Source organism: Streptomyces sp. NPDC087263, from assembly GCF_044744645.1.
In the GTDB taxonomy this organism is placed as follows: Bacteria; Actinomycetota; Actinomycetes; order Streptomycetales; family Streptomycetaceae; genus Streptomyces.
The window spans coordinates 168,431-194,450 of sequence record NZ_JBIUYT010000008.1 but is presented as its reverse complement, the minus strand read 5'-3'; the positions used below and the strand labels follow the sequence as shown (position 1 = coordinate 194,450).

General features: G+C 70.7%; 22 protein-coding genes and 1 tRNA gene. 11 read left to right on the top strand and 12 right to left on the bottom strand.

Going from position 1 to position 26,020, the window contains the following annotated elements:
• The first annotated feature begins 184 nt into the window (after positions 1-184).
• Positions 185-1,933 (top strand): S8 family peptidase, encoded by a 1,749-nt coding sequence (locus ACIPC1_RS26070; RefSeq protein WP_402521417.1) that lies wholly within the window; start codon positions 185-187, stop codon positions 1,931-1,933.
• A gap of 44 nt (positions 1,934-1,977) precedes the next feature.
• Positions 1,978-2,586 carry a hypothetical protein gene (locus ACIPC1_RS26065; RefSeq protein ID WP_402520916.1) on the top strand — a complete coding sequence of 203 codons (609 nt, stop codon included), beginning with the start codon at positions 1,978-1,980 and terminating at the stop codon, positions 2,584-2,586.
• Between the two features lie 121 nt (positions 2,587-2,707).
• Here ACIPC1_RS26065 and mshC read toward each other — a convergent pair whose 3' ends face one another.
• The 4 genes from mshC to ACIPC1_RS26045 form a co-directional block, all read right to left on the bottom strand.
• Entirely contained in the window at positions 2,708-3,937 is a 1,230-nt protein-coding gene (gene mshC / locus ACIPC1_RS26060; protein WP_402520914.1) for a cysteine--1-D-myo-inosityl 2-amino-2-deoxy-alpha-D-glucopyranoside ligase, read from the bottom strand.
• A 134-nt stretch (positions 3,938-4,071) separates the two neighbouring features.
• Positions 4,072-4,890, bottom strand: a complete 819-nt coding sequence (locus tag ACIPC1_RS26055; RefSeq protein WP_402520912.1) for an SCO1664 family protein — start codon at positions 4,888-4,890, stop codon at positions 4,072-4,074.
• Positions 4,854-5,444, bottom strand: a complete 591-nt coding sequence (locus ACIPC1_RS26050; protein ID WP_402520910.1) for a DUF3090 domain-containing protein — start codon at positions 5,442-5,444, stop codon at positions 4,854-4,856. The genes ACIPC1_RS26055 and ACIPC1_RS26050 overlap by 37 nt, the downstream gene beginning before the upstream one ends.
• A 147-nt stretch (positions 5,445-5,591) precedes the next feature.
• A complete protein-coding gene (locus tag ACIPC1_RS26045; RefSeq protein ID WP_384387424.1) occupies positions 5,592-6,278 on the bottom strand; it encodes a histidine phosphatase family protein in 687 nt (228 codons plus the stop codon).
• Positions 6,279-6,376: 98 nt separating this feature from the next.
• On the opposite strand from ACIPC1_RS26045, the gene corA reads away from it, so the two are divergent.
• Positions 6,377-7,375, top strand: a complete 999-nt coding sequence (gene corA / locus ACIPC1_RS26040; RefSeq protein ID WP_384387420.1) for a magnesium/cobalt transporter CorA — start codon at positions 6,377-6,379, stop codon at positions 7,373-7,375.
• A gap of 91 nt (positions 7,376-7,466) precedes the next feature.
• On the opposite strand, the gene ACIPC1_RS26035 is transcribed toward corA, so the two are convergent.
• Together ACIPC1_RS26035 and ACIPC1_RS26030 are read right to left on the bottom strand one after the other, a co-directional pair.
• Entirely contained in the window at positions 7,467-8,255 is a 789-nt protein-coding gene (locus tag ACIPC1_RS26035; protein WP_402520907.1) for a ferritin-like domain-containing protein, read from the bottom strand.
• A 227-nt stretch (positions 8,256-8,482) separates the two neighbouring features.
• Positions 8,483-9,538: an LLM class F420-dependent oxidoreductase gene (locus ACIPC1_RS26030; protein WP_402520905.1), complete on the bottom strand. Its 1,056-nt coding sequence runs from the start codon at positions 9,536-9,538 to the stop codon at positions 8,483-8,485.
• 152 nt (positions 9,539-9,690) lie between these two features.
• On the opposite strand from ACIPC1_RS26030, the gene ACIPC1_RS26025 reads away from it, so the two are divergent.
• Positions 9,691-10,674 (top strand): aldo/keto reductase, encoded by a 984-nt coding sequence (locus ACIPC1_RS26025; RefSeq protein ID WP_402520903.1) that lies wholly within the window; start codon positions 9,691-9,693, stop codon positions 10,672-10,674.
• Positions 10,671-12,887, top strand: a complete 2,217-nt coding sequence (locus tag ACIPC1_RS26020) for a helix-hairpin-helix domain-containing protein (protein WP_402520901.1) — start codon at positions 10,671-10,673, stop codon at positions 12,885-12,887. Before ACIPC1_RS26025 ends, ACIPC1_RS26020 begins: the two co-directional genes overlap by 4 nt.
• Before the next feature lie 62 nt (positions 12,888-12,949).
• Here the strand turns inward: ACIPC1_RS26020 and ACIPC1_RS26015 are convergent, their stop codons facing one another.
• Positions 12,950-13,639: a hypothetical protein gene (locus tag ACIPC1_RS26015; RefSeq protein WP_402520899.1), complete on the bottom strand. Its 690-nt coding sequence runs from the start codon at positions 13,637-13,639 to the stop codon at positions 12,950-12,952.
• A 47-nt stretch (positions 13,640-13,686) separates the two neighbouring features.
• Between ACIPC1_RS26015 and ACIPC1_RS26010 the strand changes: the two genes are divergently transcribed.
• Positions 13,687-13,875: a DUF5703 family protein gene (locus ACIPC1_RS26010; RefSeq protein ID WP_030053310.1), complete on the top strand. Its 189-nt coding sequence runs from the start codon at positions 13,687-13,689 to the stop codon at positions 13,873-13,875.
• Positions 13,876-13,974: 99 nt separating this feature from the next.
• Here the strand turns inward: ACIPC1_RS26010 and ACIPC1_RS26005 are convergent, their stop codons facing one another.
• The 3 genes from ACIPC1_RS26005 to ACIPC1_RS25995 all read right to left on the bottom strand — a co-directional run bounded on the left by ACIPC1_RS26005 (position 13,975) and on the right by ACIPC1_RS25995 (position 16,714).
• Positions 13,975-14,778, bottom strand: coding sequence for a chaplin (locus ACIPC1_RS26005; protein ID WP_402520897.1), 804 nt, complete (start codon positions 14,776-14,778; stop codon positions 13,975-13,977).
• Between the two features lie 199 nt (positions 14,779-14,977).
• Positions 14,978-15,211 carry a chaplin ChpH gene (gene chpH / locus ACIPC1_RS26000; protein WP_189699468.1) on the bottom strand — a complete coding sequence of 78 codons (234 nt, stop codon included), beginning with the start codon at positions 15,209-15,211 and terminating at the stop codon, positions 14,978-14,980.
• Between the two features lie 177 nt (positions 15,212-15,388).
• Positions 15,389-16,714, bottom strand: a complete 1,326-nt coding sequence (locus tag ACIPC1_RS25995; RefSeq protein WP_402520894.1) for a M20/M25/M40 family metallo-hydrolase — start codon at positions 16,712-16,714, stop codon at positions 15,389-15,391.
• Positions 16,715-16,901: 187 nt separating this feature from the next.
• On the opposite strand from ACIPC1_RS25995, the gene ACIPC1_RS25990 reads away from it, so the two are divergent.
• Positions 16,902-16,986, top strand: a tRNA-Leu gene (locus ACIPC1_RS25990).
• Positions 16,987-17,070: 84 nt separating this feature from the next.
• On the opposite strand, the gene ACIPC1_RS25985 is transcribed toward ACIPC1_RS25990, so the two are convergent.
• Positions 17,071-18,267 (bottom strand): N(5)-(carboxyethyl)ornithine synthase, encoded by a 1,197-nt coding sequence (locus tag ACIPC1_RS25985; protein ID WP_402520892.1) that lies wholly within the window; start codon positions 18,265-18,267, stop codon positions 17,071-17,073.
• A gap of 574 nt (positions 18,268-18,841) precedes the next feature.
• On the opposite strand from ACIPC1_RS25985, the gene ACIPC1_RS25980 reads away from it, so the two are divergent.
• The 3 genes from ACIPC1_RS25980 (at position 18,842) to ACIPC1_RS25970 (ending at position 24,589) form a co-directional block, all read left to right on the top strand.
• Complete coding sequence (locus ACIPC1_RS25980) at positions 18,842-22,717, top strand: Pls/PosA family non-ribosomal peptide synthetase (RefSeq protein WP_402520890.1); 3,876 nt, start codon at positions 18,842-18,844, stop codon at positions 22,715-22,717.
• Between the two features lie 77 nt (positions 22,718-22,794).
• On the top strand, positions 22,795-24,174 hold the full coding sequence (locus ACIPC1_RS25975) for a M1 family metallopeptidase (RefSeq protein WP_402520888.1): 1,380 nt from the start codon (positions 22,795-22,797) through the stop codon (positions 24,172-24,174).
• A gap of 31 nt (positions 24,175-24,205) precedes the next feature.
• Positions 24,206-24,589, top strand: coding sequence for a YchJ family protein (locus ACIPC1_RS25970; RefSeq protein ID WP_402520886.1), 384 nt, complete (start codon positions 24,206-24,208; stop codon positions 24,587-24,589).
• A 10-nt stretch (positions 24,590-24,599) separates the two neighbouring features.
• Here the strand turns inward: ACIPC1_RS25970 and ACIPC1_RS25965 are convergent, their stop codons facing one another.
• On the bottom strand, positions 24,600-25,301 hold the full coding sequence (locus ACIPC1_RS25965; protein ID WP_402520884.1) for a FadR/GntR family transcriptional regulator: 702 nt from the start codon (positions 25,299-25,301) through the stop codon (positions 24,600-24,602).
• A gap of 189 nt (positions 25,302-25,490) precedes the next feature.
• On the opposite strand from ACIPC1_RS25965, the gene ACIPC1_RS25960 reads away from it, so the two are divergent.
• Complete coding sequence (locus ACIPC1_RS25960) at positions 25,491-26,018, top strand: gluconokinase (protein WP_402520882.1); 528 nt, start codon at positions 25,491-25,493, stop codon at positions 26,016-26,018.
• Positions 26,019-26,020 lie beyond the last annotated feature (2 nt).

Here is a 26,020-nt window from a genome sequence, read left to right as displayed (position 1 = left end):
CCAATTCAACTTGTTTTCAAACCAAGTTGATGCGGACAGGGGTGGACGAGTCGCCCTCCGCGTAGCAGGGTGTGCCTCGAAGGCGCGGCCCGGGGACGGGACATGGCACCGCGTCATCCCGCGACAGAGCACCCGTATGGACCGAGCCAAGAGCACCCGCATGGACCGAAGGGAGCGGTACGCGATGACCGACCAGGTACAGCCGGCGCAGGGCCCGGGAACGTCCGGGCCGGGGCCCGACGGAGCGGGATTCACCTACCGAGGAGCCGAGCAGGAGCTGATCGTCGTCGCACGTCCCGAGGCCAGGCTTCGCGCCCGGGCCGAGGGCGTTCGTTCGGCGGCGGGCGCCGATGTGTCGGCCCTCAACATGTTCCTCAGCGACGAACAGCTCTCCCTGGAGCCGCTGTTCGGCAGCGAGGAACGTCTGCGGCAGTCCACGGCGGCTGCCACCCAGAGCGGCCCCGACCTCGCGCTCTTCTACCGGGTGCGCGGCATCGAGAGCCGCGCCCAGGAACTGCGCTCACGGATCGCGGCACTGCCGGAGATCGACACGGCGTACGTGAAGCCCGGCGCCGTACCGGCGTCCGTGGGGTCGGTGGGGCGGGCGGCGGAGAGCGCCGACGACAGCCGGCGTGTGAAGGAAGGGGCGCCCGTCACCCCGGACTTCACCAGCCGCCAGGGATATCTGCGCCCGGCGCCCGGGGGGATCGACGCGTACTGGGCCTGGCAGCGGCCGGGCGGTACGGGCCAGGGCGTGACGGTGATCGACGTGGAGGGGGCCTGGCAACTCGGCCACCAGGACCTGGCAGCGAAGCTCGCGGGTGTCGTCGTCGGCACCCCGCTGGCCGACCTCGCCTGGCGCAACCACGGCACGGCCGTCATCGGCGTGATCGGCGGCGACCGCAACGAGCAGGGGATCACCGGCATCGTGCCGGACACGGTGACCGCGGCCGCGTCCTTCCAGGGCATCGGCACCGCGCCTGCGATCCACTCGGCGGCCGACCGCCTCGGCCCCGGCGACATCATCCTGATCGAACTGCACGCCCCAGGCCCACGGTTCGACTTCGAGACGCGCGACGACCAGCAGGGTTACATTCCGATCGAGTGGTGGCCGGACACCTTCGCGGCCGTCCGGTACGCGACCGCCAAGGGCGTGATCGTGGTGGCGGCCGCGGGCAACGGCGCCGAGTCGCTCGACGACGGCGTGTACGAGCGCCGCCCCGCCGAGTTCCCGGAGTGGTGGCGGAACCCGTTCAACCCCTCCAACCAGTCCTCCGGCGCGATCCTGGTCGGCGCGGGCGCACCACCGCCCGGCACACACGGCCGCGACCACGGCCCGGACCGCTCGCGGCTCGCGTTCTCCAACTACGGGGCACGCGTGGACGCGCAGGGCTGGGGACGTGAGGTCACGACCACCGGCGGTACCTGGGACCGGCCCGGTGACCTCCAGGGCGGGGCCGAGGAGATCGGCTGGTACACGGACACGTTCTCCGGGACCTCCTCCGCCTCCCCGGTGGTGGTGGGCGCCCTGGCCGCGCTACAGGGCATGCTCAGGGCGGCCGCGCAGGAGCCGATCTCCCCTGAGAGTGCCCGCGCGTTGCTGCGGGCCACGGGGTCCCCCCAGCAGGACGCGCCCGGCCGGCCCGCCTCCCAGCGGATCGGCAACCGGCCCGACATCAAGGCGGCGGTCACCCATCTGCTGCCGGACGCGGTCGGCTCGGGCCAGGCCGAGCGGTACTGGGACGAACTGGTGCCGTACCCGCGTGAACTCCCGCCCAGGCTCCGGCTGTTCGTGGCCGGCGACTGGCGCAACCTCAACAACCCGTCCCCCGAGATCCGCCAGGCGGTGCACTCCTCCTTCGCGGGGGGACGGCCCGACGTACGTGTCTGGTTCTCGGACGACGAGATCGTCGGCCTGGTGGTCACGGGCTGACGAGACCGATCAATGCTCAACCAATGAGGGAAGGTGGCACCCGCATGAGCACCACCCCGCAGATGAGCCAACTGGGACAGCAGCAAGGACAGCAAGGACAGCAGGGGCAGCAAGGACAGGGCCAGCAGGGCCCCAGCACGGCGCCCCCGCAGGCGTACGGGCAGCAGCAGGGCTTCGGTCAACAGCAGCCGTTCGGACAGCAGCAACCGTTCGGACAGCAGATGCAGCAGCCGTACGGGCAGCAGGGCGTCGGTCAACAGGGCGGCATCGGCCAGCAGCAGCAGATCCCGCAGCATCTGCAGCAACAGTTGCAGCAGCTCGGGCAGCAGCCGCCGTTCCAGCAGCTGCTTCAACAGCTTGGCGGGCAGCAGTTCGGCGCGCAGCAGCAAGCTCAGCCGCTGGTCGTGCGCAGCGCCGTCGAGGCGCAGGCGCTGGTGAGCGGTGTGGCCGAGCACTTCTGGGACGTCGTGACCCCGTTGCCCGGCCAGCCGTCGATTCTCTACCTGTACGTCAACCAGGCGTGGCGCCCTCTGGTGAACCCGAACCAGGTGACGCATGACGAGGTCCAGGAAGCCTTCGCCTTCGGGCAGCAGGTCATCGGGATCTACGAGTCGAGCAGCAACGCCATCCAGGCCGTCATCGTGAACAAGTAGAGCAAGGAGAACAAGGAGAACAACGGGAACAAGTAACGGCGGACGGCTCACGCAACACAGCGGGCGCCGGGCGGGTGAAATCCCGCCCGGCGCCCGTCTGTTGCTAGAGAGCCACTCGTTGCTAGAGAGCCACTCCGAGGAGGGCGTCCACGGCGCGCGACACGACGCCGGGGGCGCCCTCGTCGGTACCGCCCTGCTCGTGCTGGAGCGCGGCCCAGCGGTCGACCGCGGCGAGCGCCGTCGGCGCGTCCAGGTCGCCCGCGAGGGCCTCGCGGATCTCCTCGACAAGCGCGTCGGCGGACGGTCCGTCCGGGCGCGACACCGCGGCCCGCCAGCTCTCCAGCCGCGCGAGGGCCTCGTCGAGGACCGAATCCGTCCACTCCCAGTCGGCCCGGTAGTGGTGCGCGAGCAGTGCGAGCCGGATGGCGGCCGGGTCGACCCCGTCGTGCCGGAGCGTGGACACGAAGACGAGGTTGCCCTTGGACTTCGACATCTTCTCGCCGTGCAGCGCGACCATGCCCGCGTGGACGTACGCCTTGGCCATGGGGAACTCGCCGGTCAGCACCTGGGCGTGCGAGGCGCCCATCTCGTGGTGCGGGAAGGTGAGGTCGGAGCCGCCGCCCTGGACGTCGAAGCCCATCCCCAGGTGGTCGAGGGCGATGGCGACGCACTCGATGTGCCAGCCGGGGCGGCCGAGCCCCAGCGAGCCGCCGTCCCAGCTGGGCTCGCCCTCGCGGGCGGCCATCCAGAGCATCGGGTCGAGGGGGTTCTTCTTGCCCGGGCGGTCCGGGTCGCCACCGCGCTCGGCGGACAGCAGGCGCATGGCGGCGGCGTCCAGGTGGGACACCTTGCCGAAGTGCGGATCCGACTCGACGGAGAAGTAGACGTCGCCTTCGAGCTCGTACGCCGCTCCCGCGTCCCGTAGCCGCTCGACGAGCGGAACGATCCCCGGTATCGCCTCGACGGCGCCGATGTAGTGCTTCGGGGGCAGCATCCGCAGAGCGGTCATGTCCTCGCGGAAGAGGGCGGTCTCCTTCTCGGCGAGCGCCACCCAGTCGATGCCGTCCCGCTCCGCGCGCTCCAGCAGCGGATCGTCGACATCGGTCACGTTCTGGACGTAGTGAACCTGCCGCTTGGTGTCGAGCCACACGCGCTGAACGAGGTCGAACGCGTTGTAGGTCGCCGCGTGCCCCAGATGGGTCGCGTCGTACGGCGTGATGCCGCACACGTAGATACGGGCGACGGGACCGGGGTCAAGACGGACGAGACCACCGGTCGCGGTGTCGTGGATCCGGAGGTCGCGGCCCTCACCAGGCAGGGCGGGGACGTCAGAAGCGGGCCAGGCATACATGCAATGAGCGTAACCGGCCGGAAGTTACGTATACGAACCGGACCACTCCTGATGGCCGGGAAGGCGGTCTTGCGTGAAGCGCGGCGCTATGCGTCTACGGCGTTCCGGGGATCGCCGAAGCTCCGTGGACGCCGTCACACCGGTGGCCAGGGAATGGCCGGCCACTCCCCGCTGGGCTCGGGATGCTTCCCCGACGCCAGCATCGCCTCGACACGCGCGCGTGTGGCGTCCACCTCCGCGGCGGTGACGAGTTCGGCCAGCCGGGTGGCGAGCGGTGCGCCGGGCGCCAGTCCGTCCCGCAGGGCGGAGAGCACCGAGACCGCCTCGGCGGGCAGCGACTCCCCCGCCCACCCCCACAGCAACGTCCGCAGTTTGTTCTCGGCGTTGAAGGTGACGCCGTGGTCGATGCCGTACAGCCGCCCCTCACCGGCGGGCAGCAGATGGCCGCCCTTACGGTCGGCGTTGTTGATCACGGCGTCGAGCACGGCGAGCCTGCGCAGCCGCGCGTCGTCGGCGTGCACGAGCAGCGCCGTCTTCCCCTCGGCGACCTCGGCGAATCCGATCGCCTTCCAGCCCTCGGACGGCTCCTCGCCGTCCACCAGGGCCAGTAGCTCCGCTTCGGGCGCCGCCTCGATCCAGAGCTGGCACATGCCCTCGCCGTACGGCCCGTCCCGCAGCACGGTGGTCGGCACGAGCCCCCACCCGGTCGCCTCGGACACCTCGTACGCGGCGACCTCGCGCTGCGCCAGGTTCCCGTCGGGGAAGTCCCACAGGGGCCGCTCCCCGGCGACCGGCTTGTAGACGCAGAACGCGTCCCGGCCCTCGTAGGAGACGGAGCAGTACAGCACCGCGTTCGAGGCCTCGCGGATGCGTCCGCGTACCTTCAGCTCTCCCTTGGCGAGCAGCTCGGCCGTGGTCACGCTCCGCGGCGGTATCCGTTCTGGCGCGGACATACGTGTCCTTCCGGGTCGAGCGGGAGGCTACAGAGCGGGCAGGGCGGCCGGCCCGCGTTGACGACGTCGAGGGCGCGTTTGGCGAAGGCACGGGCCTGCGCGCCGGTGAGCCGGACCCGGAGCATCGGCGGACCGTTCTCGTCGTCCTGGAGCAGCCGCTCCTCGGCCTCGGCGAGGTCCTCGTCCGAGTCGGCGTCGAGCTCCACAAGGGCCTGCGCCTCGACGATCATGCGCTGCTCGTCACCGTCCCAGGCCAGCGCCATGGTGCCGACCCGGAACTCCTCCTCGACGGGGGCGTCGAGCGGGGCGGTGTCGGACACCTCGGAAGGGGCCACGGCCGGCACCGGCGCACTGCCGCCCGTACGCCGTACGACCTCGTCGAGGAGCTCGTCCATGCGTTCGGCGAGTGCGGCCACCTGGGTCTTCTCCAGAGCCACGCTGGTCACCCGGGGGCCCGAGGTGGCCTGTAGGAAGAAGGTACGGCGCCCGGGCAACCCGACCGTACCGGCGACGAAACGGTCCGGGGGGTCGTAGAGGAACACCTGACGGGACACGTCCTGTCTCCATTGATTCGGCATGAGGACCGGCTGACGAGCGTCGGCCCGCATCGGCTGCTGACAAGTCTGCTGGCAACTACGGATGCACTTACGGATGACAACTACTGCGCTGCTTGGACCGCTTCACCCTACTGCGGCCGACGATCACGGTGCGCCCGCACCGCCCCCGACCGTGGCGTCACCGCTCGGGGGTTCCTCGCGCGGCGCCAGGGACGCGAAATCACCGGTGTCTCCGAGGCGCACGAGAAACGGCCGCATTCGTGTGTAGCGGATCGCGGTGATGGAACACGGTTCGACAGAGATCCGTTGGAAGAGGTCGAGATGAAGTCCGAGTGCTTCCGCCACAAGGGATTTGATGATGTCGCCGTGCGAGCACATGAGATACACGGCGTCACTGCCGTGATCGCGCTCCACGCGCGCGTTCCACTCGCGTACGGCCTCGGCGGCCCGTGTCTGCATGGCCCGCATCGACTCGCCGCCGGGAAACGCCACGGCCGACGGATGGGTCTGGACGACCTCCATCAGCGGCTCGTCCATCAGCTCGGCGAGCTTGCGGCCGGTCCAGTCGCCGTAGTGGGCCTCCCCGATGCGCTCCTCGGTGTGCGCCCGCAGCTCCGGCCGCGCGTCGAGGAGCGGCTGGACGGTCTCCTGGCAGCGTTGCAGGGGGCTCGTGACGACCTCGGAGATCGGCAGCGCGGCGAGCCGACCAGGGAGGGCCGAGGCCTGCTGGGTGCCGCGCTCGTCCAGGGCGACGCCGGGCGTCCAGCCGGCGAGCAGTCCGGAGGTGTTGGCGGTGGAACGTCCGTGCCGGACAAGGATCAGGGTGGGCATGCGGCCCAGCGTAAACGGGCGCCCCGGGGACCAGGTCCGGACCGCGGGAGGAGGTGGCCGGAGTGCGCCCCGACCTCTTCGGCGGAAGAATACGCTCCGTGATCGTCGACAGCGCCATCTACCGCGACGGGCACCGCACGGAGGGTCCCGACGACCTCTCCGACGCCCTGGCCGAGGCCCGTGCGGCAGGCAACGCGTTCCTCTGGATCGGGCTGCACGACCCGACGGAGCGGGAGTTCGACCTCGTCACCGAGGAGTTCGGGCTGCACCCGCTGGCGGTCGAGGACGCCCTGAAGGCGCACCAGCGGCCCAAGCTGGAGGTGTACGACGATTCGCTGTTCATGGTCCTCAAGCCGGTCGTGTACGAGCCGGACGGCGACACCGTCACCACCGGCGAGGTCATGGTCTTCATCGGCGACTGCTTCGTGGTGACCGTCCGGCACGGCGAGGAATCGCCTCTCGCGGCGGTACGGCACCACCTGGAGGCGGATCCCGAACGGCTCCGGCTCGGCCCCACCACAGTGCTTTATTCGATCGCCGACGCCACCGTCGATCACTATCTGGAGGTGGCGACCGAGCTGGGGACCGACCTGGAGGAGCTGGAGGCGGAGGTCTTCTCGCCGAATGTCGGCGGCTCACGGACGACCGCCGCACGGATCTACACCTTCAAGCGGCAGATCCTGGAGTTCCGCAGGGCCACGGTCCCGCTGTCGGTCCCGCTGACCAGGCTCGCGGGCACGGGCCCCTACGGGACGGCCGTGCCCTTCGTGCACGAGAAGGCACAGCCCTTCTTCCGCGACGTCAACGACCATCTGATGCGCGTGAACGAGTCCGTGGAGAGCCTGGACCGACTGGTCTCGGACATCCTCTCGGCCCATCTGGCGCAGATGAGCGTGCGCCAGAACGACGACATGCGGAAGATCTCCGCGTTCGCGGCCATGGCCGCGGTGCCCACGATGATCGCAGGCGTCTACGGCATGAACTTCGACCACATGCCCGAGCTGCACTGGCTGTGGTCGTATCCGGCGGTGATCCTGCTGATGGTGGTCCTGGAGATCGTCCTGTACCGGCTCTTCAAGCGGCGGGGCTGGCTGTAGGCGGGCCCTTCAGGGGCGGGATCGCCGGAGACTAGGGCCCTTCAGGGACGGGATTGTTGAAAACCGGGCTCCACGCGCGCGTGGCGGTGGGCTACGCGAACTCGGGTGCCGCGGCCGCGGGCCCGCCCAGCGCGTCGCGCCGCTCGGGCATGCGGAGAGAGACCATTCGGCGCCAGCCCAGGGCCCGCTCGTAGGCGTAGACGGCGTGGATCGCCGCGACGAGTGTCGCGGACCTGGCCCCGGACCAGCCGAGAATGCGCCCCATGTGGGCCATCACGGCGAGGCTGACGTCCCGGTAGACGCGGATCTCGGCGTGCGCGCACTCCCGCAGCGTCCGCTGGATGGCACGGCCGTGCCCGGCGCTCGCGAAGCGCAGCAGTTCCTCGTGGCAGTACGCGAGGTGGTTGTCCTCGTCGTTCGAGATCATCCTCACCGCGCGGCCGATATCGGGATGGTCGGCGAAGTACCTGCACAGCAGCTCCATCTCCTCGGAGGCGCGCTGTTCGGTGACCCTGCTGTGGGCGAGATACGTGACGATGTCCTGCACGCTCAGCGGCTCGTCGCTCTTGAGCTTGTCGTGCGCGAGACCGATCCCGTGCCGCTCCAGGAGCATGGTGTAGTCGGTGTCGGACGGGACCTCGACGGGTGTCAGGCCGCGCTTCTTCATGAGGGCGTTGAAGATCCGCCCGTGCTTGTCCTCGTCGGCGCCGTGCCGGGTGATCCTGGGGGCGAGCTCCCGTTCGCTCTGCGGGACGAGCGCGGCGATCCGCGCGTTCTCCCAGCCCCCCTGCGACTCCCCGCTGGCAGCGATGGAGCAGAAGAGCCTGAACGACTCGTCGTGGTCGAGGATTTCCTTGAACAGACTCTTGGCCGAAAGCATCGCTGCCACCTCCATACAGGGTTTCCGCAGAAACCGAGTCAAATGGGTTGGCAGGAGCGCGGCAACCGATATGTCGGACAACTCCGCCAAACGAAGGACGGAGAGGGACACTCAGGGGCGTAACCCGAAGGGGCTCTGGCGCGTTGTTCCCGGTGACGGCCGTGGCGGGGAGACCCCCGAGCCCCCACCACGGCCGCAGAAACCTATTTCAGAGGGCTTTCGCCGCGTTACGCCAGACCGGCGCGCTCCAGGGCATCGGTACCGGCCCGGAGCGAGGCGATCCGGTCCTCCAGCGAGAAGCCCGCGGGCGCCAGCGTGAGCGTGGTGACCCCGGCTGCGGCGTACGCCTTCATCCGGTCGGCGATGCGGTCGACGGAGCCGAGCAGCGTGGTCTGGTCGATCAGCGAGTGCGGAACGGCCGCGGCCGCGCCCTCCTTGTCGCCGGACAGGTACTTGTCCTGGATCTCGGCGGCCTCCTTCTCGTACCCCATGCGCTGGGCGAGCTGGTTGTAGAAGTTCTGCTTGCGGCTGCCCATGCCACCGACGTAGAGCGCCGTGTACGGCCGGAACATGTCGGCCAGCGCGGTCACGTCCTTGTCGTCACCGAGCGCGAGCGGCAGCGTCGGGCAGATGTCGAAGCCCTCCAGCGTCTTGCCGGCCTTCTCGCGGCCCGCGCGCAGGTGCGTGATCGCGGTGTCCTCCAGGTGGTCGGCCGAGGGGAAGATCAGCAGCGCGCCGTCGGCGATCTCGCCGGTCTGCTCCAGGTTCTTGGGGCCGATCGCGGCGATGTAGAGCGGGATGTGCTCGCGCTCCGGGTGCACGGTCAGCTTGAGCGGCTTGCCGGGGCCGCCCGGCAGTGGCAGCGTCCAGTGCGTGCCCTCGTACGAGAGCCGCTCGCGTGTCATGGCCTTCCGGACGATCTCCACGTACTCGCGGGTGCGGGCCAGCGGCTTGTCGAACTTGACGCCGTACCAGCCCTCGGAGACCTGCGGGCCGGAGACACCGAGGCCGAGGCGGAAGCGGCCGCCGGAGAGCGAGTCCAGGGTGGCGGCCGTCATCGCGGTCATCGTGGGCTGGCGGGCCGGGATCTGGAAGATGGCCGAGCCGACGTCGATGCGCTCGGTCTTGGCGGCGACCCAGCTAAGCACGGTGGCCGCGTCCGAGCCGTAGGCCTCGGCGGCCCAGCAGACCGCGTATCCGAGCCGGTCGGCCTCCTGGGCGACGGCGAGATTGTCCGCGTCCATTCCGCCGCCCCAGTAGCCGAGGTTGATCCCGAGCTGCATGGCCGATTCCCCTTACCGATCAGTAACGTCCCTTGTGTCCGAGACACTAGCGCGCTGGTGGGCGCCGTGGCAGGGACGGGTTCGGCCTCGGGTGATTCTGGTTGTCCACAGGCCCCCCACGCAGGGAGTCATGGCCAGTAATCTCGGCGTCCATGGAGCAGAGGCATCTCGGCCGTACAGGCCTGCGTGTGTCCCGGATCGGACTCGGCACCCTTACATGGGGCCGGGACACCGACGAGCATGACGCCGCGCACCTGTTGAAGGCGTTCTGGGAGGCGGGCGGGACCCTCGTCGACACCGCGGACGTGTACGGGGACGGGGAGGCCGAGTATCTGCTCGGACAGCTCATAGAAGGGCTCGTGCCGCGCCGGGATCTGGTCATCTCGACGAAGGCGGGGAGCGTACCCGACCCGGATCGCCGCTTCGACGGCTCGCGCGGGCATCTGCTGTCGGCCCTGGACGCCTCCCTCACCCGCCTCGGCACCGACTATGTGGATCTGTGGCACGTCCACGCCTTCGACCCGGGAACACCGCTGGACGAGACCCTCCAGGCGCTCGACCTGGCCGTCAGCAGCGGGCGCGCGCGGTACGCGGGAGTGTCCAACTTCTGCGGCTGGCAGCTCGCCAAGGCGGCGACCTGGCAGCTCGCGGCGCCCGGGGTACGGACCCGGCTGGCCAGTACGCAGATGGAGTACTCCCTGCTCCAGCGCGGCGTCGAGCGGGAGGTGCTGCCGGCCGCCCTCGACCTGGGCGTCGGCCTGCTCCCCTCCTCGCCGCTCGGGCGGGGCGTGCTCACGGGCAAGTACCGCAACGGGACGCCCGCCGACTCGCGGGGCGGCTCCGAACACCTGGCACCCTTTGTCGCGCCGTACCTGGACGAGACGGCGAGCGGCATCGTGGACGCCGTGAAGACCGCGGCGGACGGCCTCGCGGTGACACCGCTACAGGTGGCTCTCGCCTGGGTCCGCGACCGGCCCGGTGTCGCCGCCCCGATCATCGGCGCGCGCAACGCGCAGCAGCTCACGGCCGCGTTGTCAGTGGAGACCCTTAGTCTTCCTGACGAGATCTGCCGGGCGCTCGACGACGTGTCGGCACCGGTGCACCACTATCCCGATCACGACTGGAGCACGCTGTGAGCACGGAGCCCGAGACCACGGAGGACGCGGAGCCGGGGGCGCCTGGTGCGGACGCCCCCGAGGGCGAGGACACGGACGCCGGCACGGGCGCGGGTTCGGACGACAGCTCGGACGCGGGTTCGGACGACGGCTCTGTCGCGACCGTCGAGGGCGCGGAGAGCGCCGCCAAGCAACTGTCCGAGGCCGCGGCCGAGTTGGCCGCCCAACGACTGGAGCGCGAGCGGATCGCACGGCGGAAGGCCGAGAAGCAGGGGCCGGTCGAGGCCGGCCGCAAGCTCAGCGGGACGGCCGCCGATCTGCTGGCCGCGGTTCGGGCCGTGGAGAGCGGCGAGAAGCCGGTGGCCAGGGCGTTCCGTGAGCCGTCGCCGACCCCCCGAGCAGCCGCGCCGGAGCCCGTGCGCCCGACCCAGCCCGCCACGGCCCCGACCGGCGCACCCTCCGCCGTCGCACCGGAGGCCGTCGAGACGGTACGCGCGGTCCTCACCGAGGGCGGCGCCCCCGACACGCTCGTACCGCAGGTCGTCACCGCCCTGGGCGAGGGCGCGGACGAGCAACTGCGCGAGGACCCCTGGCAGTTGCTGCGGGTCTCCGGGGTGCGGCTCGAGCAGGCCGACGGGTTCGCCCGGGCGCTGCTCGGCGCGGAGTGCGGCCCGGACGACGAGCGGCGGGGCCGGGCGGTCACCGTCTGGCTCCTCGAGCAGGCGGCCCTTGCCGGACACACCGCCCTGGACTCCGAGGCGCTCACCGCCGCGCTCGCCCAGCGCTCGGTGCCGGACCCGGACGCGGCTGTACAGAGCACCCTGGCGGAGGGGGAGGCGCTGGTCTTCCATGACGCGCTCGACACCGCCGCGCCGGTGGCGGCGGAGGACGAGGAGACCGAGGAGCGCCCGGTCCGCGTCCTCGTCGCCCTGGAGCGGTACGCGCTGGCCGAGGAGAGCCTCGCCGACGGCCTCGCCCGCGTGGTCAACGCGCTGCCGAAGGAGGACGCGACCGACTGGGCGTCCGCTGCCGGTTCGGCGTCCGGTTCCACCGCCGAGCTGATCAGCGCGGTCGCCGGTCACGGTGTCGTCCTGCACACCGGCGGCGAGGCGTCCCGCGCGGAACCGGCGGCGCTGGTCGCCGCAGCGCGGGAGCTCGGCCTGCGTGCGTACGCCGCCACGCACACGCCGGACGGCCGCCGCCGTTTCGCCGCACTGCTCGGGACGACGGACAACACGGCAGCACCTCAGGACACCGACGACCCCGGCCGGCCCGAGGTCACCGTCGCCGGTCTGCTCTCCGGAGCCGAAGGCCCCGGGCGGGACCCCGAAGGCGCCCTCGCCCTCGACCTGCTCGTCGTCCTGGACGCGCCGCAGCTCGACATCGAGACGGCGGCGATGCTGGCCGAGTCGCTGCCGGACGGGGCGCGGCTGGTACTGAGCGGGGACCCCGGGGTGCTGTGGTCGGCGGGCCCCGGGCGGGTCTTCGCGGACCTGCTCGCCGCCCGGGTCTGCCCACAGGTGGCCTCGCGGACACCGGACCCCGGGCCCATCGGCGAGCTGGTGTCCGGCATCGGGATCGGCGAGCTGAACCAGGTCGAGGCGCCCGGCAAGGAGGTCGTGATCGTCCCGGTGCGTGACGCCGGTGAGGCGGTGCACCGCACCGTGCAGCTGGTCGCGGACTCGGTGCCCCGCGCGATCGGCATCCCGGCCGAGCAGACGCAGGTGATCACTCCGGGACACGGTGGAGCGGCCGGCACCCGCGCGCTGAACATCGCGCTCAAGGAGCGGCTCAACCCCGGTCCCGGCCGCTTCGGCGGCTTCGACCCGGGCGACCGGATCGCGTACTCCCCCGCGCCGGGCCGTACGGTGCCGGGGCAGGTGGTGAAGGCCGACGCGGACGGGCTGCACCTGGAGTGCGCGGGCGCCCCCGTCGTCGTACCCAAGGAGCGGGTGGAGCAGTCCGTGCGGCTCGGCTGGGCGCTCACGGCACACCAGGCGGTGGGTCTGCGCCTGCCCGCCGCGGTCGTGGTGCTTCCCGGTGACGCCGCGCAGTCCCTGACCAGGCCGTGGATCTACACGGCCTTCGGCCGCGCCGAGCGGCACCTGTCCGTGGTCCACGGAGTGGACCAGGCGTTGGCGCATGCGGTGGCGGAGGTCCCGCAGAAGCCGCGCACGACCCGTCTGTCCGCCCTGCTCACGGCGCAGGTGCCGGTGCCGGCAGCGGCCGGCTGAGCCCCGTACGCACAGAGGTGGCGGTCACCGGCGCCCGGTGACCGCCACCTCGTAGGACAGGCTCAGCGATCCGCGTCCAGCGGCTCCAGATCCCCGTCGGCGCCGAGGTCGTCCTCAAGGTCCTCGTCGTCCGAGTCGTCGTCGAAGACGGCACTGACGTCGAAACGGCAGACGACTCGCTGCGGGTCGATCGAATCGAAGGGGGCCTCAAGCCATTCGCCGGGGTCGGCGGCCTCGTCGGCGGCTGTCACCCAGAGCGTGGAGTCGCCCTCCTCCAGACCGAACTCCTTGTGCCGGGAGGCGATCTCGTCCGGTTCGAACTCGCCGAACAGGACACCGAGCGCCCCGTGCACCGTGCCGGCCGCCGCGTCGAAGGCCGCGCTGACACTGGCCCCGTCCTCCTCGACGGCCTCCACCCGCTGGGCCTGCGCCAGCAGTCTCTGTGGCTCCACCACCGCGTAGTCCCGGCGGATCAGGACGCTCAGCGCGTTCGGCTCCTCCGGGCCCGTGTACGGCGGAAGCGTGTCCTCCGAACCGGGGATCTCAAAGGGTGTGACCTCGTCATAACGTTCGTAGAGAAGCTCGTCGTACTCCTCGGCTGCGGAAGCCAGCTCGTTGAACGCCTCGTAGACGGCCGGATCGTCATCGCCCGTCCTGCGCTCGACCGCGGCCAGGTGACGGTCGAGCGCGGTCTTGATCGCCTCGGCGGCGGCGCGTACCTCGGCAGCGGTGGGCTGCACAGCATCAGACATAGTGCAGACGCTATCCGTACAGGGCCTCTGCCCGCACAATAGATGCGATGCCGGAATACGAATTTGTCGACGTGTACGTACCGCGCGGGGTTTCCCGCAAGGACGCCACACGCCTGCTGACAGACCACGCGGAGTACGGACATTGGGAGTTGGACCGTCTGAGCCTGCTGCGCGACGGCAGCCGCAAGGTGCGGTTGCGTCGGCGGATCATCCGCCAGGTGCGCGCGACATGGTGAGCGAAAGAGGCTGAAACGGAGCGGGCCCCGCCGACGCGGAGCCCGCTCCGTTCCGCTCACCACGGAGAGCTTCGTGGCGTCGTGTTCACACTTGTGCCGTTACGCCGCCGAGCGCGCCCTGCGGTACAGCACGGCGCCGCCGAGCAGTGCGCCGACACCCGCCGGGATGATCGCGCCCAGCGGCAGGTCACCGCCGGTGTGGGCGAGCTGTCCGACCCCCTGCGGCTGGGTGACGGACCGCGCGCCCAGGTGGTCCGCATGCGCCGCGGAGCCGCCCAGGTTCTGGTCGCTCCAGTCGGCCGGCCCCGCCGGGGTGCCCGGGTGACCAGGCGTGCCCGGTGTACCAGGAGTGCCGGGCTCGCCCGGGTGTCCCGGCTGCCACGGCTTGCCCGGGGTCGGCGACTCGGGTCCGCCGCCGGGCGGGGTGGTGGAGTGGCCGCCGCCCGTCCCGTTCCCGCACTCGTTGCCCGTCACGGGGTTGCCGATGCCGACCACGTTCACGCTGTTGCCGCAGATGTTGACCGGCACCTCGACCGGCACCTGTACGTGGTTGCCCGAGCCGACCCCCGGTGAGTCACTCGCGTGCCCGCCGGCCCCCGAGCCACCGCCGGAGTGGGAGCCCTCGTCGCCGTAGCCGCCCCCGGACGAACCGCGGCCACCGCCCTGGTTGGCGCACTTGTTGCCCATCGCCGGGTTGAGCAGCCCGACGACGCTCACGGTGTTGCCGCAGACGTTGACCGGCGCGTGCACCGGCGCCTGCACCGTGTTGCCCGACAGCACACCGGGCGAGTCCGAACTGGCGCCGTTCGCACCCGAGTCGGCATGTGCGTGGCCGCCGGCGGCGGCGAGTACGCCACTCGCCGCCGCCACGGTCATCAGGCCCTTGCGGGTGACCTGTCGCATAGCTATATCCCTGCCTTCGCCCTTGGCTTGGACCATCCGGAACGCGCACGCACCCGTCCGACGCGTGCGCGGAAAGCCGGTCGGCCCCGGAGCGCATGGCGCGCGCTCCGGAGCCGACGGACTTCAGAGCCTCATGGAGTCAGATCCTCATGAGCACAGCCCCCGGTGGGGACAGGTCCTCATGGGATGAGGCACAACGTCACTTGTTGATGCAGGTGTTGCCGAAGGCGGGGTTCAGCAGCCCGATCACCGAGATCGTGTTGCCGCAGACGTTCACCGGGACGTGAACCGGCACCTGGATGACGTTGCCGGAGACGACGCCGGGGGAGCCCACAGCGGCACCCTGGGCACCCGAGTCGGCGACGGCCAGGCCCGCACCGGCGAGAACCAGACCACCGGTGGCAGCCGCAGCGGCGACGATCTTCTTGATCATTATTCCTCCTTGTTGGCAAATGCGATCCCAGCTTCGGATCGCATCAGCTGTAACGAGGAGGAAGTAATGGGGCTACGAGCTTATCGTCTCATTCACTCTTCTCAGTCAATTCCGCACAGGCTGGCGAATAGTGAAGTTTCGTTTCAGTGGGCCAATTCGCCACATCACCGGGCCCGTTCAGGAGGCGTCGATGAAGCGGTCCAGTACGCGCACACCGAACTTCAGCGCATCGACCGGCACCCGCTCGTCGACGCCGTGGAACATGCCCGCGAAGTCCAGCTCCGGCGGCAGCTTCAGCGGCGCGAAGCCGAAGCAGCGGACGCCGAGGTCGGCGAAGGACTTGGCGTCGGTGCCGGCCGACAGCATGTACGGGACGGCGCGCGCGATCGGGTCCTCGGCGGACAGCGCGGTCTGCATGGCGTCGACGAGAGCGCCGTCGAAGGTGGTCTCCAGCGCCTTGTCGGCGTGCACGTCCTCGCGCTTCACCTTCGGGCCGAGAATCCGGTCGAGGTCGGCGAGGAATTCGTCCTCGTAGCCCGGCAGATAACGCGCGTCGATGTGCGCGGTCGCCTGCCCCGGAATCACGTTGACCTTGTAACCCGCGCCCAGCTGGGTCGGATTGGCGGTGTTCTGGAGTGAGGCGCCGATGAGTTTGGCGATGCCGCCGAGCTTGGCGAGCGTCGCGTCCATGTTCTCCGGGTCGAGCTCCGTACCGAGTGCGTCGCCGAGTTCGTCGAGGAAGTGCCGCAGCGTCTTGGTCACCCGGACCGGGAACTTGTGGCGCCCGAGCCGCCCGACAGCCTCGGACAGCTCGGTGATGGCGTTGTCGCGATGGATCATCGAACCGTGCCCGGCGGTGCCGTCCACGGTCAGCTTCATCCAGTGCATGCCCTTCTGGGCGGTCTCGATGAGATACAGCCGCAGGTTCTCGTTGACCGTGAAGGAGAACCCCCCGACCTCACCGATCGCCTCCGTGACGCCCTCGAAGAGGTCCGGATGCTTGTCGACGAGGTGCCGCGCACCCCACGTACCGCCCGCCTCCTCGTCCGCGAGAAAGGCCAGGACGATGTCACGGGGCGGCTTGCGCCCGCTGCGCAGCCGGTCCCGTACGACCGCCAGCGTCATGGCGTCCATGTCCTTCATGTCGACGGCGCCCCGGCCCCACACGCAGCCGTCCGCGATCTCGCCGGAGAAGGGGTGGTGCGTCCAGTCCTGGGCGTTGGCCGGTACGACGTCGGTGTGACCGTGGATGAGCAGCGCGGGGCGCGAGGGGTCCTCGCCCTCGATCCGGGCGACCGTGGAGGCGCGCCCCTGGTGCGACTCGAAGATCTGCGGTTCGAGTCCCACCTCGGCGAGCTTCTCCGCGACGTACTCGGCGGCCTTGCGCTCGCCCGGCCCGGAGTGGTCGCCGTAGTTGCTGGTGTCGATCCGGATCAGGTCGCGACAGAGGTCCACGACCTCGTCCTCGCCAGAGACGCCCCTGGCCGTGTTCGACTCGCTCACGCTGCTTCCTCCCACTGTCACTGCTGGTGGTCCCCCTCCATCCTCCCTCCGACCCACGCCGCGACCAAGGCCGGACCCGGCCCGTCACACGCCGTTCACGCGGGAACGGGGCGTGATCGGACACCCTCGGAGGCCTGGTAATGTTTTCTCTGTCGCCGCGGGGGCAGCCCCGTGCGACAGACACCTTGTCCGGGTGGCGGAATGGCAGACGCGCTAGCTTGAGGTGCTAGTGCCCTTTAACGGGCGTGGGGGTTCAAGTCCCCCCTCGGACACAAGTTGTTCCACGCGAAGGGTGCCGACAAGTTCTGGTCGGCACCCTTCGCGTTTCCCCGTCGTACGTCAACTCCGCGCGGGCATCAGCTGGAGAGCGCCGGAGCCGATGCCGTGGCCGGAACCTCGCGGGCGTGCGGGTAGGCGGCTGTCCGGTGCTGGAAGGAGAGGATCTTCGGGTTCCGGACGACTCCGTCGCGGATCTCGATGGCCTTTCTGACCGTGGTGTCGGCCTCCCAGGCAGCGGGACCGCTCATGACCTTGCGGAGGTACGGCAGGAGCGCCTCGCTGATCTCCCAGGTGGCCGAGTTCCACAGGTGGGACGGACTGTGGTCCACCCCGTAGTAGTGGCAGCCCTGTCCGACCGTGGGCATGGGCTCGCCGAAGGTGGTCGGGCGGGCCCATTCGAAGCCCATGCCGTCGTCGCAGGCGACGTCGATGAAGAAGGTGCCCGGCCGGAACAGGGCGAGCTCCTCGTCGGTGACGAACATCAGCGGGGCGTCGGTGTCCTGAAGGACACAGTTGACGATGATGTCGAACCCGGCCAGGTACTCCGCCAGCGGCGCGGACCCGGCCGCGGTGATCGCCCGTAGCCGCGAGGGATCGTCCTCCTGCTCCTCGAAGTGCCCCATCACGACCGACGGCATCGGCGAGGCCACCGCCGCCGCGGCGCGCTGGGTGAGCACCGTGACGTCGGAGACGCCCATGGCGCCCAGGCCCGTGACGGCTCCACGCGCCGTGGCGCCGAAGCTGATGACCACCGCGCGCAGGCGGCGCCCGTAGCTGCCGGTCAGTCCGCCGAGCTGGAGAGCGTGCAACACCGAGGAGTAGCCGGCGAGTTCGTTGTTCTTGTGGAACACATGGACGCTGAAGGCGCCCGTGGAGGTCCAGTGGTTCATGGCCTCCCAGGCGATGAGGGTCAGCTTCCGATCGATGGCGAGCTGGGTCATCTTGTCGTCCTGCACACAGTGCGGCCATCCCCACAGCACCTGGCCCTGGCGCAGCTCGGCGACATCGTCGTGCATCGGTTTGGGCAGCATCACGACATCGCACTCGGCGATGAGCTGCTCGCGGGAGCGCAGGCCGGCGACGAGCGGTCGCAGGGCGTCGTCACCGACGCCGAACCGCTCGCCGTAGCCCTGTTCAAGGAAGATGTTCTCCCGTATGTCCGGGGCGATCCGGCCGAGGTGGCCCGGGTGCAACGGCAGTCGGAGCTCGTTCTCCTTGCGGGACGAGGCGAGTACGCCCAGACTCAGCAGGCTCGTGGGACTCTTGCGGCTCATACGCTTCCTCGTCATTGAGTTGTTGTCGTTCGGAGCACCTTGTGAACCAGGAAGTCCGCTAACTCGGGGCGCGGGACGGGATGCGGAACTCGGCGCGACAGTGCGAGCGAGCAGTCATGGGGCGGCTCATTTCCGCCGGGGCGTGACTGCCTCCGGCCTTGCCGTTCCCCGAGGGCGACGCTGTGACGGATGACGGCGTGCGGGATGCGCTCGGTACCTCAACCGTACTCCCCTGCGGGGCCCTCGAACCCCGTTGACGTGCGAGGGACGGCGGAGCGGACGTCACCAACTCCGAGCGGAACCACACCCATTCCCTTGCCGTACGACGTGTTACGGCAAGATGTGGGGCAGATCTCGTCAGGATGACATACCCCCACGTCAGGGCAGCGACGGCAACCCGGAATTGGCGGTTCCGGGGCCCTCCCGACGCCTCCTCACCTGGCTGACGTGCAGCGACGCGACTAGCGTCGTACTAAAATTTCACGCTTGTTTGGAGCTGGACCGGAACATCCCCAGGCGTACCTGCGGGCCCACCAGCGCCCCGGACGCTCCGGGAACACCACGTGAGGACCCGATGGCAGCCCTAGAGCAAGGCCCTGCGCTCGCTCTGTTCGACGAGGAGGTGCGCGCGGAGTTCGGTGACCAGGCGCGTTTCTCCGCCTCCGCCGCCGCCTCCCCGCGCACCCTTGTGGACATTCTCGATGCCTCTGTCAGGGCGTACCCCGACGAGCCCGCCCTGGACGACGGCGTGCACTCCCTCACCTACCGCGCGCTGGCCGTCGAGGTGGAGACCCTCCGGCGCGGCCTCGCGGACGCAGGTGTCGGGCGGGGCGACCGGGTCGGCGTCCGGGTTCCCTCCGGTACCAATGATCTGTACGTCGCCATCCTCGCCGTACTGGCCGCCGGTGCCGCCTATGTGCCGGTGGACGCCGAGGACCCGGACGAGCGGGCCGAGCTGGTCTTCGGTGAGGCTCAGGTGCGTGCGGTCGTGGGGGCCGGGCACGAGCTGACCGTCACCGGCAGGAGCGAAACGCCCGCCGCACGGCCCGGCACCGAGCACGACGCCTGGATCATCTTCACCTCCGGCTCCACCGGCAGGCCCAAGGGCGTGGCCGTCAGTCACCGCAGTGCCGCCGCCTTCGTCGACGCCGAGGCGGACCTCTTTCTCACCGACGACCCGATCGGGCCCGGTGACCGGGTGATGGCGGGCCTCTCCGTCGCCTTCGACGCCTCCTGCGAGGAGATGTGGCTGGCCTGGCGGTACGGCGCCTGCCTGGTGCCCGTACCGCGTTCCCAGGTGCGCAGCGGCGCCGACCTGGGGCCCTGGCTGGTCGAGCAGGAGATCACCGTCGTCTCGACCGTGCCGACGCTGGCCTCGCTCTGGGAGCCGGAAGCCCTCAACGAGGTCCGGCTGCTGATCTTCGGCGGCGAGGCCTGCCCGCCCGAACTGGTCCAGCGGCTGGTGACCGAGGGACGCGAGGTGTGGAACACGTACGGGCCCACCGAGGCGACCGTCGTGGCCTGCGCCTCTCTCATGACCGGTAAGGAGCCGATCCGGATCGGGCTGCCGCTGAACGGCTGGGAGCTGGCCGTCGTCGACGAGGCCGGGGAGCCGGTGGCGATGGGCGACAGCGGACAGCTCGTCATCGGCGGAGTGGGACTCGCCCGCTACCTCGATCCCGAGAAGGACGCCGAGAAGTACGCGCCGCTGGAGTCGCTCGGCTGGAAGCGGGCGTATCGCAGTGGTGACCTGGTCAAGGCGGAGCCCGAGGGGCTGATCTTCCTCGGCCGGGCCGACGAGCAGATCAAGCTCGGCGGACGCCGGATCGAGCTCGGTGAGGTGGACGCCGCTCTGCAGGCCCTGCCCGGAGTCGCGGGCGCCGCGGCCGCCGTACGGACCGCGCGCAGCGGCAACCAGCTGCTCGTCGGCTATGTGGTCACCCAGGACGGCTGGGACCAAGCCGCGGCCGTCGAGAAGCTGCGCGCCGAGCTGCCCGCCGCCCTGGTCCCGCTGCTCGCACCGGTGGACGACCTGCCGACCCGGACGTCCGGCAAGGTCGACCGCAACGCGCTGCCCTGGCCGCTGGAGAACCTGACGACCGGCGGCGCGAAGGAGCAGCTGTACGGCACCGAGGCCTGGCTCGCCGAGCAGTGGAGCGAGGTCCTCGGCATCCCGGTCGCCACCGCGTCCGACGACTTCTTCGCGATCGGCGGCGGCAGCCTCGCCGCCGCCCAGCTCACCACGAGACTGCGTACCCGCTACGCCAGCGCCGCCGTTCTCGACATCTACCAGCAGCCCACCCTGCGCAAGCTGGCCCGCCACCTGGAGGAGTCCGCGCAGGGCGACGGCGCCGAGCGGGTCATCGCGCCCGTGCCGCTGCGGACCAAGGCGGCCCAACTCCTCCTGCTGATCCCGCTGTTCACCCTGATGGGCCTGCGCTGGACGGTGGCGCTGGCCGCGCTCGGGAACGTCACTCGCTGGTTCGGGCCGTACCCGTGGGCACCGACCGCGTCGTGGTGGCTCGTCGGCGCCGGGGCCCTTGTCCTCTTCAGCCCGCCGGGGCGGCTCGCGATCGCCGCGGGCGGTGCGCGGCTGCTGCTGCGGGGTGTGAAGGCGGGCCGTCATCCGCGCGGTGGCAGTGTGCATCTGCGGCTGTGGACGGCCGAGCGGCTGGTCGAGTTCAGTGGCGCGACCTCGCTGACCGGGTCCTGGCTGGAGCGGTACGCGCGCGCCCTGGGCGCCAGGATCGGCCCCGACGTGGATCTGCACTCGCTGCCGCCGGTGACCGGGATGCTCAAGCTGGGCCGGGGTGCCGCCGTCGAGTCCGAGGTGGACCTGTCGGGGCACTGGCTGGACGGTGACCGGCTGGAGATCGGCCCGGTCAAGGTGGGCGCGCACGCCGTGGTCGGCACGCGCAGCCTGCTCTTCCCCGGTGCGCGGGTGGGCAAGCGGGCCGAGGTGGCCCCCGGTTCCGCCGTGGCGGGGCACGTGCCGACCGGGCAGCGCTGGGCCGGAGCGCCCGCCGTCAAGCTCGGCAGGGCGAAGCGGGCCTGGCCCAAGGAGCGGCCGGCGCGTGGCACGTACTGGCGCGTGATGTACGGCGTCACGGGCTTCGCGCTGTCCGCGCTGCCGTTGGTCGCGGGCCTTGCCGCGCTGCTGGTGGCCCAGGTGTTCGTGAGCGCGGACGCCGGGCTCGGCGAGGCGCTGCGCGGTGCCGCGGTGGCCCTGGTACCGGCGACACTCGCCTTCGGGCTCGCGTTCGCGCTGCTGCTCCTGATCGCCGTACGGCTGCTCAGTCTGGGGCTGCGCGCGGGCACGTATCCGACGCACAGCCGGATCGGCTGGCAGGCCTGGACGGTCACGCAGCTGATGGACCGCTCGCGGGACACGCTGTTCCCGCTGTACGCCGGGCTGATCACGCCCGTGTGGCTGCGGCTGCTCGGCATGAAGATCGGGCGGGGCGCCGAGGTGTCCACCGTGCTGGCGCTGCCGAGTCTCACCACTGTCGGTGAGGGCGCCTTCCTCGCCGACGACACGCTCACCGCGCCCTACGAGCTCGGTGGTGGCTGGGTGAAGATCGGGCGGGCCGAGATCGGGCGCCGGGCGTTCCTCGGCAACTCCGGGATGACCGCGCCGGGCCGCAGCGTGCCGGACGGCGGACTGGTCGGGGTGCTGTCGGCGACGCCGAAGAAGGCGAAGAAGGGCAGCTCCTACCTGGGGCTGCCGCCGATGAAGCTGCCGCGTGCCGCGCAGGGCGGCGATCAGAGCCGTACGTACGACCCGCCCGCGCATCTGCTGTGGGCGCGCGGTCTGGTGGAGCTGTGCCGGATCGTGCCGGTGTTCTGCTCGGCGGCCCTCGCCGTGCTGACCGTGGCCGCGCTGAGTGCGCTGGGCGCCTGGGCCTGGGCGTTCGCCGGGGCGGTCCTGCTCGGCGTGGGTGTGCTCGCCTGCGTGCTGTCCATCGTGGCCAAGTGGGTTCTGGTGGGGCGGCACCGGGCGGGCGAGCACCCGCTGTGGAGCAGCTTCGTGTGGCGCAACGAGCTGGCGGACACCTTCGTCGAGGTGGTGGCCGTGCCGTGGCTGGCCGGTTCCGTGCCGGGTACGCCACTGATGACGGCGTGGCTGCGCGGGCTCGGTGCCCGGATCGGCAAGGGCGCCTGGGTGGAGAGCTACTGGCTGCCCGAGACGGACCTGGTGACGCTCGGCGACGCCTCTACGGTGAATCGGGGCTGCGTCCTGCAGACTCACCTCTTCCACGACCGGATCTTGCGGACGGATACTGTTGTCCTCCGTGAGGGCGCCACCCTGGGCCCGGGCGGAATCGTCCTGCCCGGCAGCACTGTCGGGGCCCGCTCCACACTGGGTCCCGCGTCGCTGGTGATGGCGGCGGAGTCCGTACCCGACGACACCCGCTGGCTGGGCAACCCGATTGAGTCATGGCGTTCATAGAAGAGATGGCCGGATCGGATACGAAGGGCGGTGTACCGGCATGTCGTACGAGCACAGGGCAGGGAGCAGACGCAGCAGTGAGCGTTCAGCAGACAGTGGGATCGGACCCGTACTTCCCGGCCAACGGTGATCCCCGCTACCGGGTGCACCGGTACGAACTCGCGCTGGACTACCGCCCCGGCCCGAACCGGCTCTCCGGCACCGCGCGGCTCAACGCCATAGCGGGCCGCTCCCCGCTCACCGAGTTCCAGCTGAACCTGGCCGACTTCCGGATCGGCCGGGTCCGGGTCGACGGCAAGGCGGCGCACTACACGCACCGCGGCGGCAGACTGCGCATCCGTCCCCCGAAGCCCGTCCGGGCCGGCGCCGCCTTCACCGTCGAGGTGCACTGGGCCGGCAATCCCAAGCCGGTGAACAGCCCCTGGGGCGGGATCGGTTGGGAGGAGCTGGAGGACGGGGCGCTGGTGGCGAGCCAACCGATCGGCTCACCCTCCTGGTACCCGTGCAACGACCGCCCGGCCGACAAGGCCTCGTACCAGATCTCGGTCACCACGCCGTCCTCGTACTCCGTGGTGGCCGGCGGCCGGCTGCTGACCCGTACGACGAGGGCTTCGACGACCACCTGGGTCTACGAGCAGTCGGCGCCGACGTCCAGCTATCTGGTCGGCCTGTCGATCGGGAAGTACCAGACGGTGCTGCTCGGCGACCCCGGCCTCGGCGGCGTGCCGCAGACCGGTCATCTGCCCGCGGACCTGCTCCCCGAGTTCTCCCGGGACTTCGCGCGGCAGCCCGCGATGATGGAGCTGTTCGAGACCCTCTTCGGGCCGTATCCGTTCGGCGAGTACGCCGTGGTGGTGACGGAGGAGGAGCTCGATGTCCCCGTAGAGGCACAGGGGTTGTCGCTGTTCGGCGCCAACCACGTGGACGGGAAGCGGGGTTCGGAGCGGCTGGTCGCGCACGAGCTGGCGCACCAGTGGTTCGGCAACAGCGTGTCCATCGCGGACTGGCGGCACATCTGGCTGAACGAGGGGTTCGCCAAGTACGCGGAGTGGCTGTGGTCGGAGCGTTCCGGGGGCCGCGGGGCGCATCAACTCGCCGCCGCCGCGCACCGGAAGCTGTCCTCGCTTCCGCAGGATCTGTGTCTGTCCGACCCGGGCCGCAAGCTGATGTTCGACGACCGGCTCTACGAGCGCGGTGGGCTCGTCCTGCACGCACTGCGCTGCGCGCTGGGCGACGACGCCTTCTTCCGGATGCTGCGCGGCTGGGCCAGCCAGCACCGGGGCGGCGCCGTCACGACGGCGGTCTTCACCGCGCATGTCACCCGCTTCGCGGCCGACCCCCTGGACGACCTGTTCACGGCGTGGCTGTACAAGACGGCGCTCCCTCCGTTGCCCACACCGGAGACCCGGCTTCCGGCGCGGCCCACGTATCCGCCGACCAACGCCGACTCGGCGTAGCCCCAGAGAGTTTCGCGGAATCATGACAGCCATGAAAGCCACGCCCAGTCGTTCCTGCCCGTGCGGGCTGCCCCAGGCGTACGAGGGGTGCTGCGGGCGCTATCACTCCGGTGCCGCGGCCGCGCCGAGCGCCGAGGCGCTGATGCGGTCGCGGTACGCCGCCTTCGTACGGCGGGACGAGAAGTACTTGCTGCGGACCTGGCACCCGCGCACACGGCCCTCTTCCGTCGACTTCGATCCCGGGATGCGGTGGACCGGGCTTGAGATCCTGGAGACGGGTGACGGGTCCGCTTTCCACTCGGTGGGGACCGTGACCTTCCGGGCCTCCTACCGAGGCGGCTCGCTGCATGAGCGCAGCCGTTTCGAGCGGGTCGAGGGGGCGTGGGTGTACGTGGACGGCGACTTCGTCGGGTAGTCGAGGGTGGTTACGGCGCGAGTACGTCCAGCTCCTGGAGCGCGCCGACCGTGATCTCGCGGGTGAGCGCCTCGGCGCGGGCGGCGTCGCCCTCGCGGACGGCCTCGGCGACCCGCACGTGCAGGGTGACGGCCGAGGGGTCGGGGTCCTCGAACATGACTTCGTGGTGGGTACGGCCCGTCAGGACCTCGGCGACGACGTCGCCGAGCCGGGCGAACATCTCGTTGCCCGAGGCGTTGAGGATCACCCGGTGGAAGGCGACGTCGTGGACGAGATAGCCCTCCAGTCGGTGGCCGCGTGAGTTGGCGACCATGCCAAGGGCGCACTCGGTGAGCTCGGCGCACTGTGCGGCGGTGGCGTGCCTGGCGGCGAGGCCGGCGGCGATCGGTTCGACGGCGGAGCGCAGGACGGTGAGCGAACGCAGCTGGTGGGGGCGGTCGGCGCCGGCCAGCCGCCAGCGGATGACCTGAGGGTCGTACACGTTCCACTCGACCTTGGGGAGGACCGTCACGCCGACGCGGCGGCGGGACTCGACCAGGTGCATGGACTCCAGGACGCGCACCGCCTCGCGCATCACGGAACGCGAGACCTCGAAGCGCTGCGCGAGTTCGTCCGTGCGCAGGACGCTCCCGGGCGGGTACTCGCCCGCGGTGATCGCCGGCCCGAGGGTTCCCAGTACGTGTTCGTGCAGGCCCCGGCCCCGTGTGCTCATGGGGCCAGCGTACGAGTCCGGCGCTCGGAACAAAAAGTCAGACTTATATGTCACAGACCCTTGAATTTGTCCTACCTAATGGGTTTCAGTGTCGTCGGCATCGGATGCCTCAGGTTCGCCTCAGGTTCAGATGTCTCAGGTTCAGATGTCTCAGGTATCGACGAAGACGATGAGGACAGCGAGAGCACGATGGAGCTGACGCGTACCCCCCATGTCGTCGTGGTCATGGGCGTGGCAGGCACCGGGAAGACCACCATCGGTCCCCTGCTGGCGGCCCGGCTCGGCGTTCCGTACGCCGAGGGCGACGACTTCCACCCGCCGGCCAACATCGCCAGGATGACGGCCGGAACCCCGCTGACCGACGAGGACCGGTGGCCGTGGCTCGACGCCATCGGGCGCTGGGCCCAGGAGCGGGCGGGGCTCGGCGGGGTGGTCAGCAGTTCGGCGCTGAAGCGCGGCTACCGGGACCGGCTGCGGGCGGCCGCCCCGGAGGTGGTGTTCGTGCACCTCACCGGAGACCGTGCGCTCATCGAGGACCGGATGTCGCAGCGCCAGGGCCACTTCATGCCGGCGGCGCTCCTCGACTCCCAGTTCGCCACCCTCCAGCCGCTCCAGGCGGACGAGGCGGGCGTCGCCGTGGATGTCTCCGGTGGCCCCGGGGAGATCACCGAGCGGGCCGTGGCCGCGCTCCGCGCCCTGCCTCAGCCCTGCCTCTGACC

Excerpts from the sequence above, each read along its gene's own strand:
- ACIPC1_RS26070 (WP_402521417.1), top strand. The coding sequence starts at position 185 with ATGACCGACCAGGTACAGCCGGCGCAGGGCCCGGGAACGTCCGGGCCG.
- ACIPC1_RS26065 (WP_402520916.1), top strand. The coding sequence starts at position 1,978 with ATGAGCACCACCCCGCAGATGAGCCAACTGGGACAGCAGCAAGGACAG.
- mshC (WP_402520914.1), bottom strand. The coding sequence starts at position 3,937 with ATGTATGCCTGGCCCGCTTCTGACGTCCCCGCCCTGCCTGGTGAGGGC.
- ACIPC1_RS26055 (WP_402520912.1), bottom strand. The coding sequence starts at position 4,890 with ATGTCCGCGCCAGAACGGATACCGCCGCGGAGCGTGACCACGGCCGAG.
- ACIPC1_RS26045 (WP_384387424.1), bottom strand. The coding sequence starts at position 6,278 with ATGCCCACCCTGATCCTTGTCCGGCACGGACGTTCCACCGCCAACACC.
- ACIPC1_RS26035 (WP_402520907.1), bottom strand. The coding sequence starts at position 8,255 with ATGCTTTCGGCCAAGAGTCTGTTCAAGGAAATCCTCGACCACGACGAG.
- ACIPC1_RS26030 (WP_402520905.1), bottom strand. The coding sequence starts at position 9,538 with ATGCAGCTCGGGATCAACCTCGGCTACTGGGGCGGCGGAATGGACGCG.
- ACIPC1_RS26025 (WP_402520903.1), top strand. The coding sequence starts at position 9,691 with ATGGAGCAGAGGCATCTCGGCCGTACAGGCCTGCGTGTGTCCCGGATC.
- ACIPC1_RS26015 (WP_402520899.1), bottom strand. The coding sequence starts at position 13,639 with ATGTCTGATGCTGTGCAGCCCACCGCTGCCGAGGTACGCGCCGCCGCC.
- ACIPC1_RS26010 (WP_030053310.1), top strand. The coding sequence starts at position 13,687 with ATGCCGGAATACGAATTTGTCGACGTGTACGTACCGCGCGGGGTTTCC.
- ACIPC1_RS26005 (WP_402520897.1), bottom strand. The coding sequence starts at position 14,778 with ATGCGACAGGTCACCCGCAAGGGCCTGATGACCGTGGCGGCGGCGAGT.
- chpH (WP_189699468.1), bottom strand. The coding sequence starts at position 15,211 with ATGATCAAGAAGATCGTCGCCGCTGCGGCTGCCACCGGTGGTCTGGTT.
- ACIPC1_RS25985 (WP_402520892.1), bottom strand. The coding sequence starts at position 18,267 with ATGAGCCGCAAGAGTCCCACGAGCCTGCTGAGTCTGGGCGTACTCGCC.
- ACIPC1_RS25980 (WP_402520890.1), top strand. The coding sequence starts at position 18,842 with ATGGCAGCCCTAGAGCAAGGCCCTGCGCTCGCTCTGTTCGACGAGGAG.
- ACIPC1_RS25970 (WP_402520886.1), top strand. The coding sequence starts at position 24,206 with ATGAAAGCCACGCCCAGTCGTTCCTGCCCGTGCGGGCTGCCCCAGGCG.
- ACIPC1_RS25965 (WP_402520884.1), bottom strand. The coding sequence starts at position 25,301 with ATGAGCACACGGGGCCGGGGCCTGCACGAACACGTACTGGGAACCCTC.
- ACIPC1_RS25960 (WP_402520882.1), top strand. The coding sequence starts at position 25,491 with ATGGAGCTGACGCGTACCCCCCATGTCGTCGTGGTCATGGGCGTGGCA.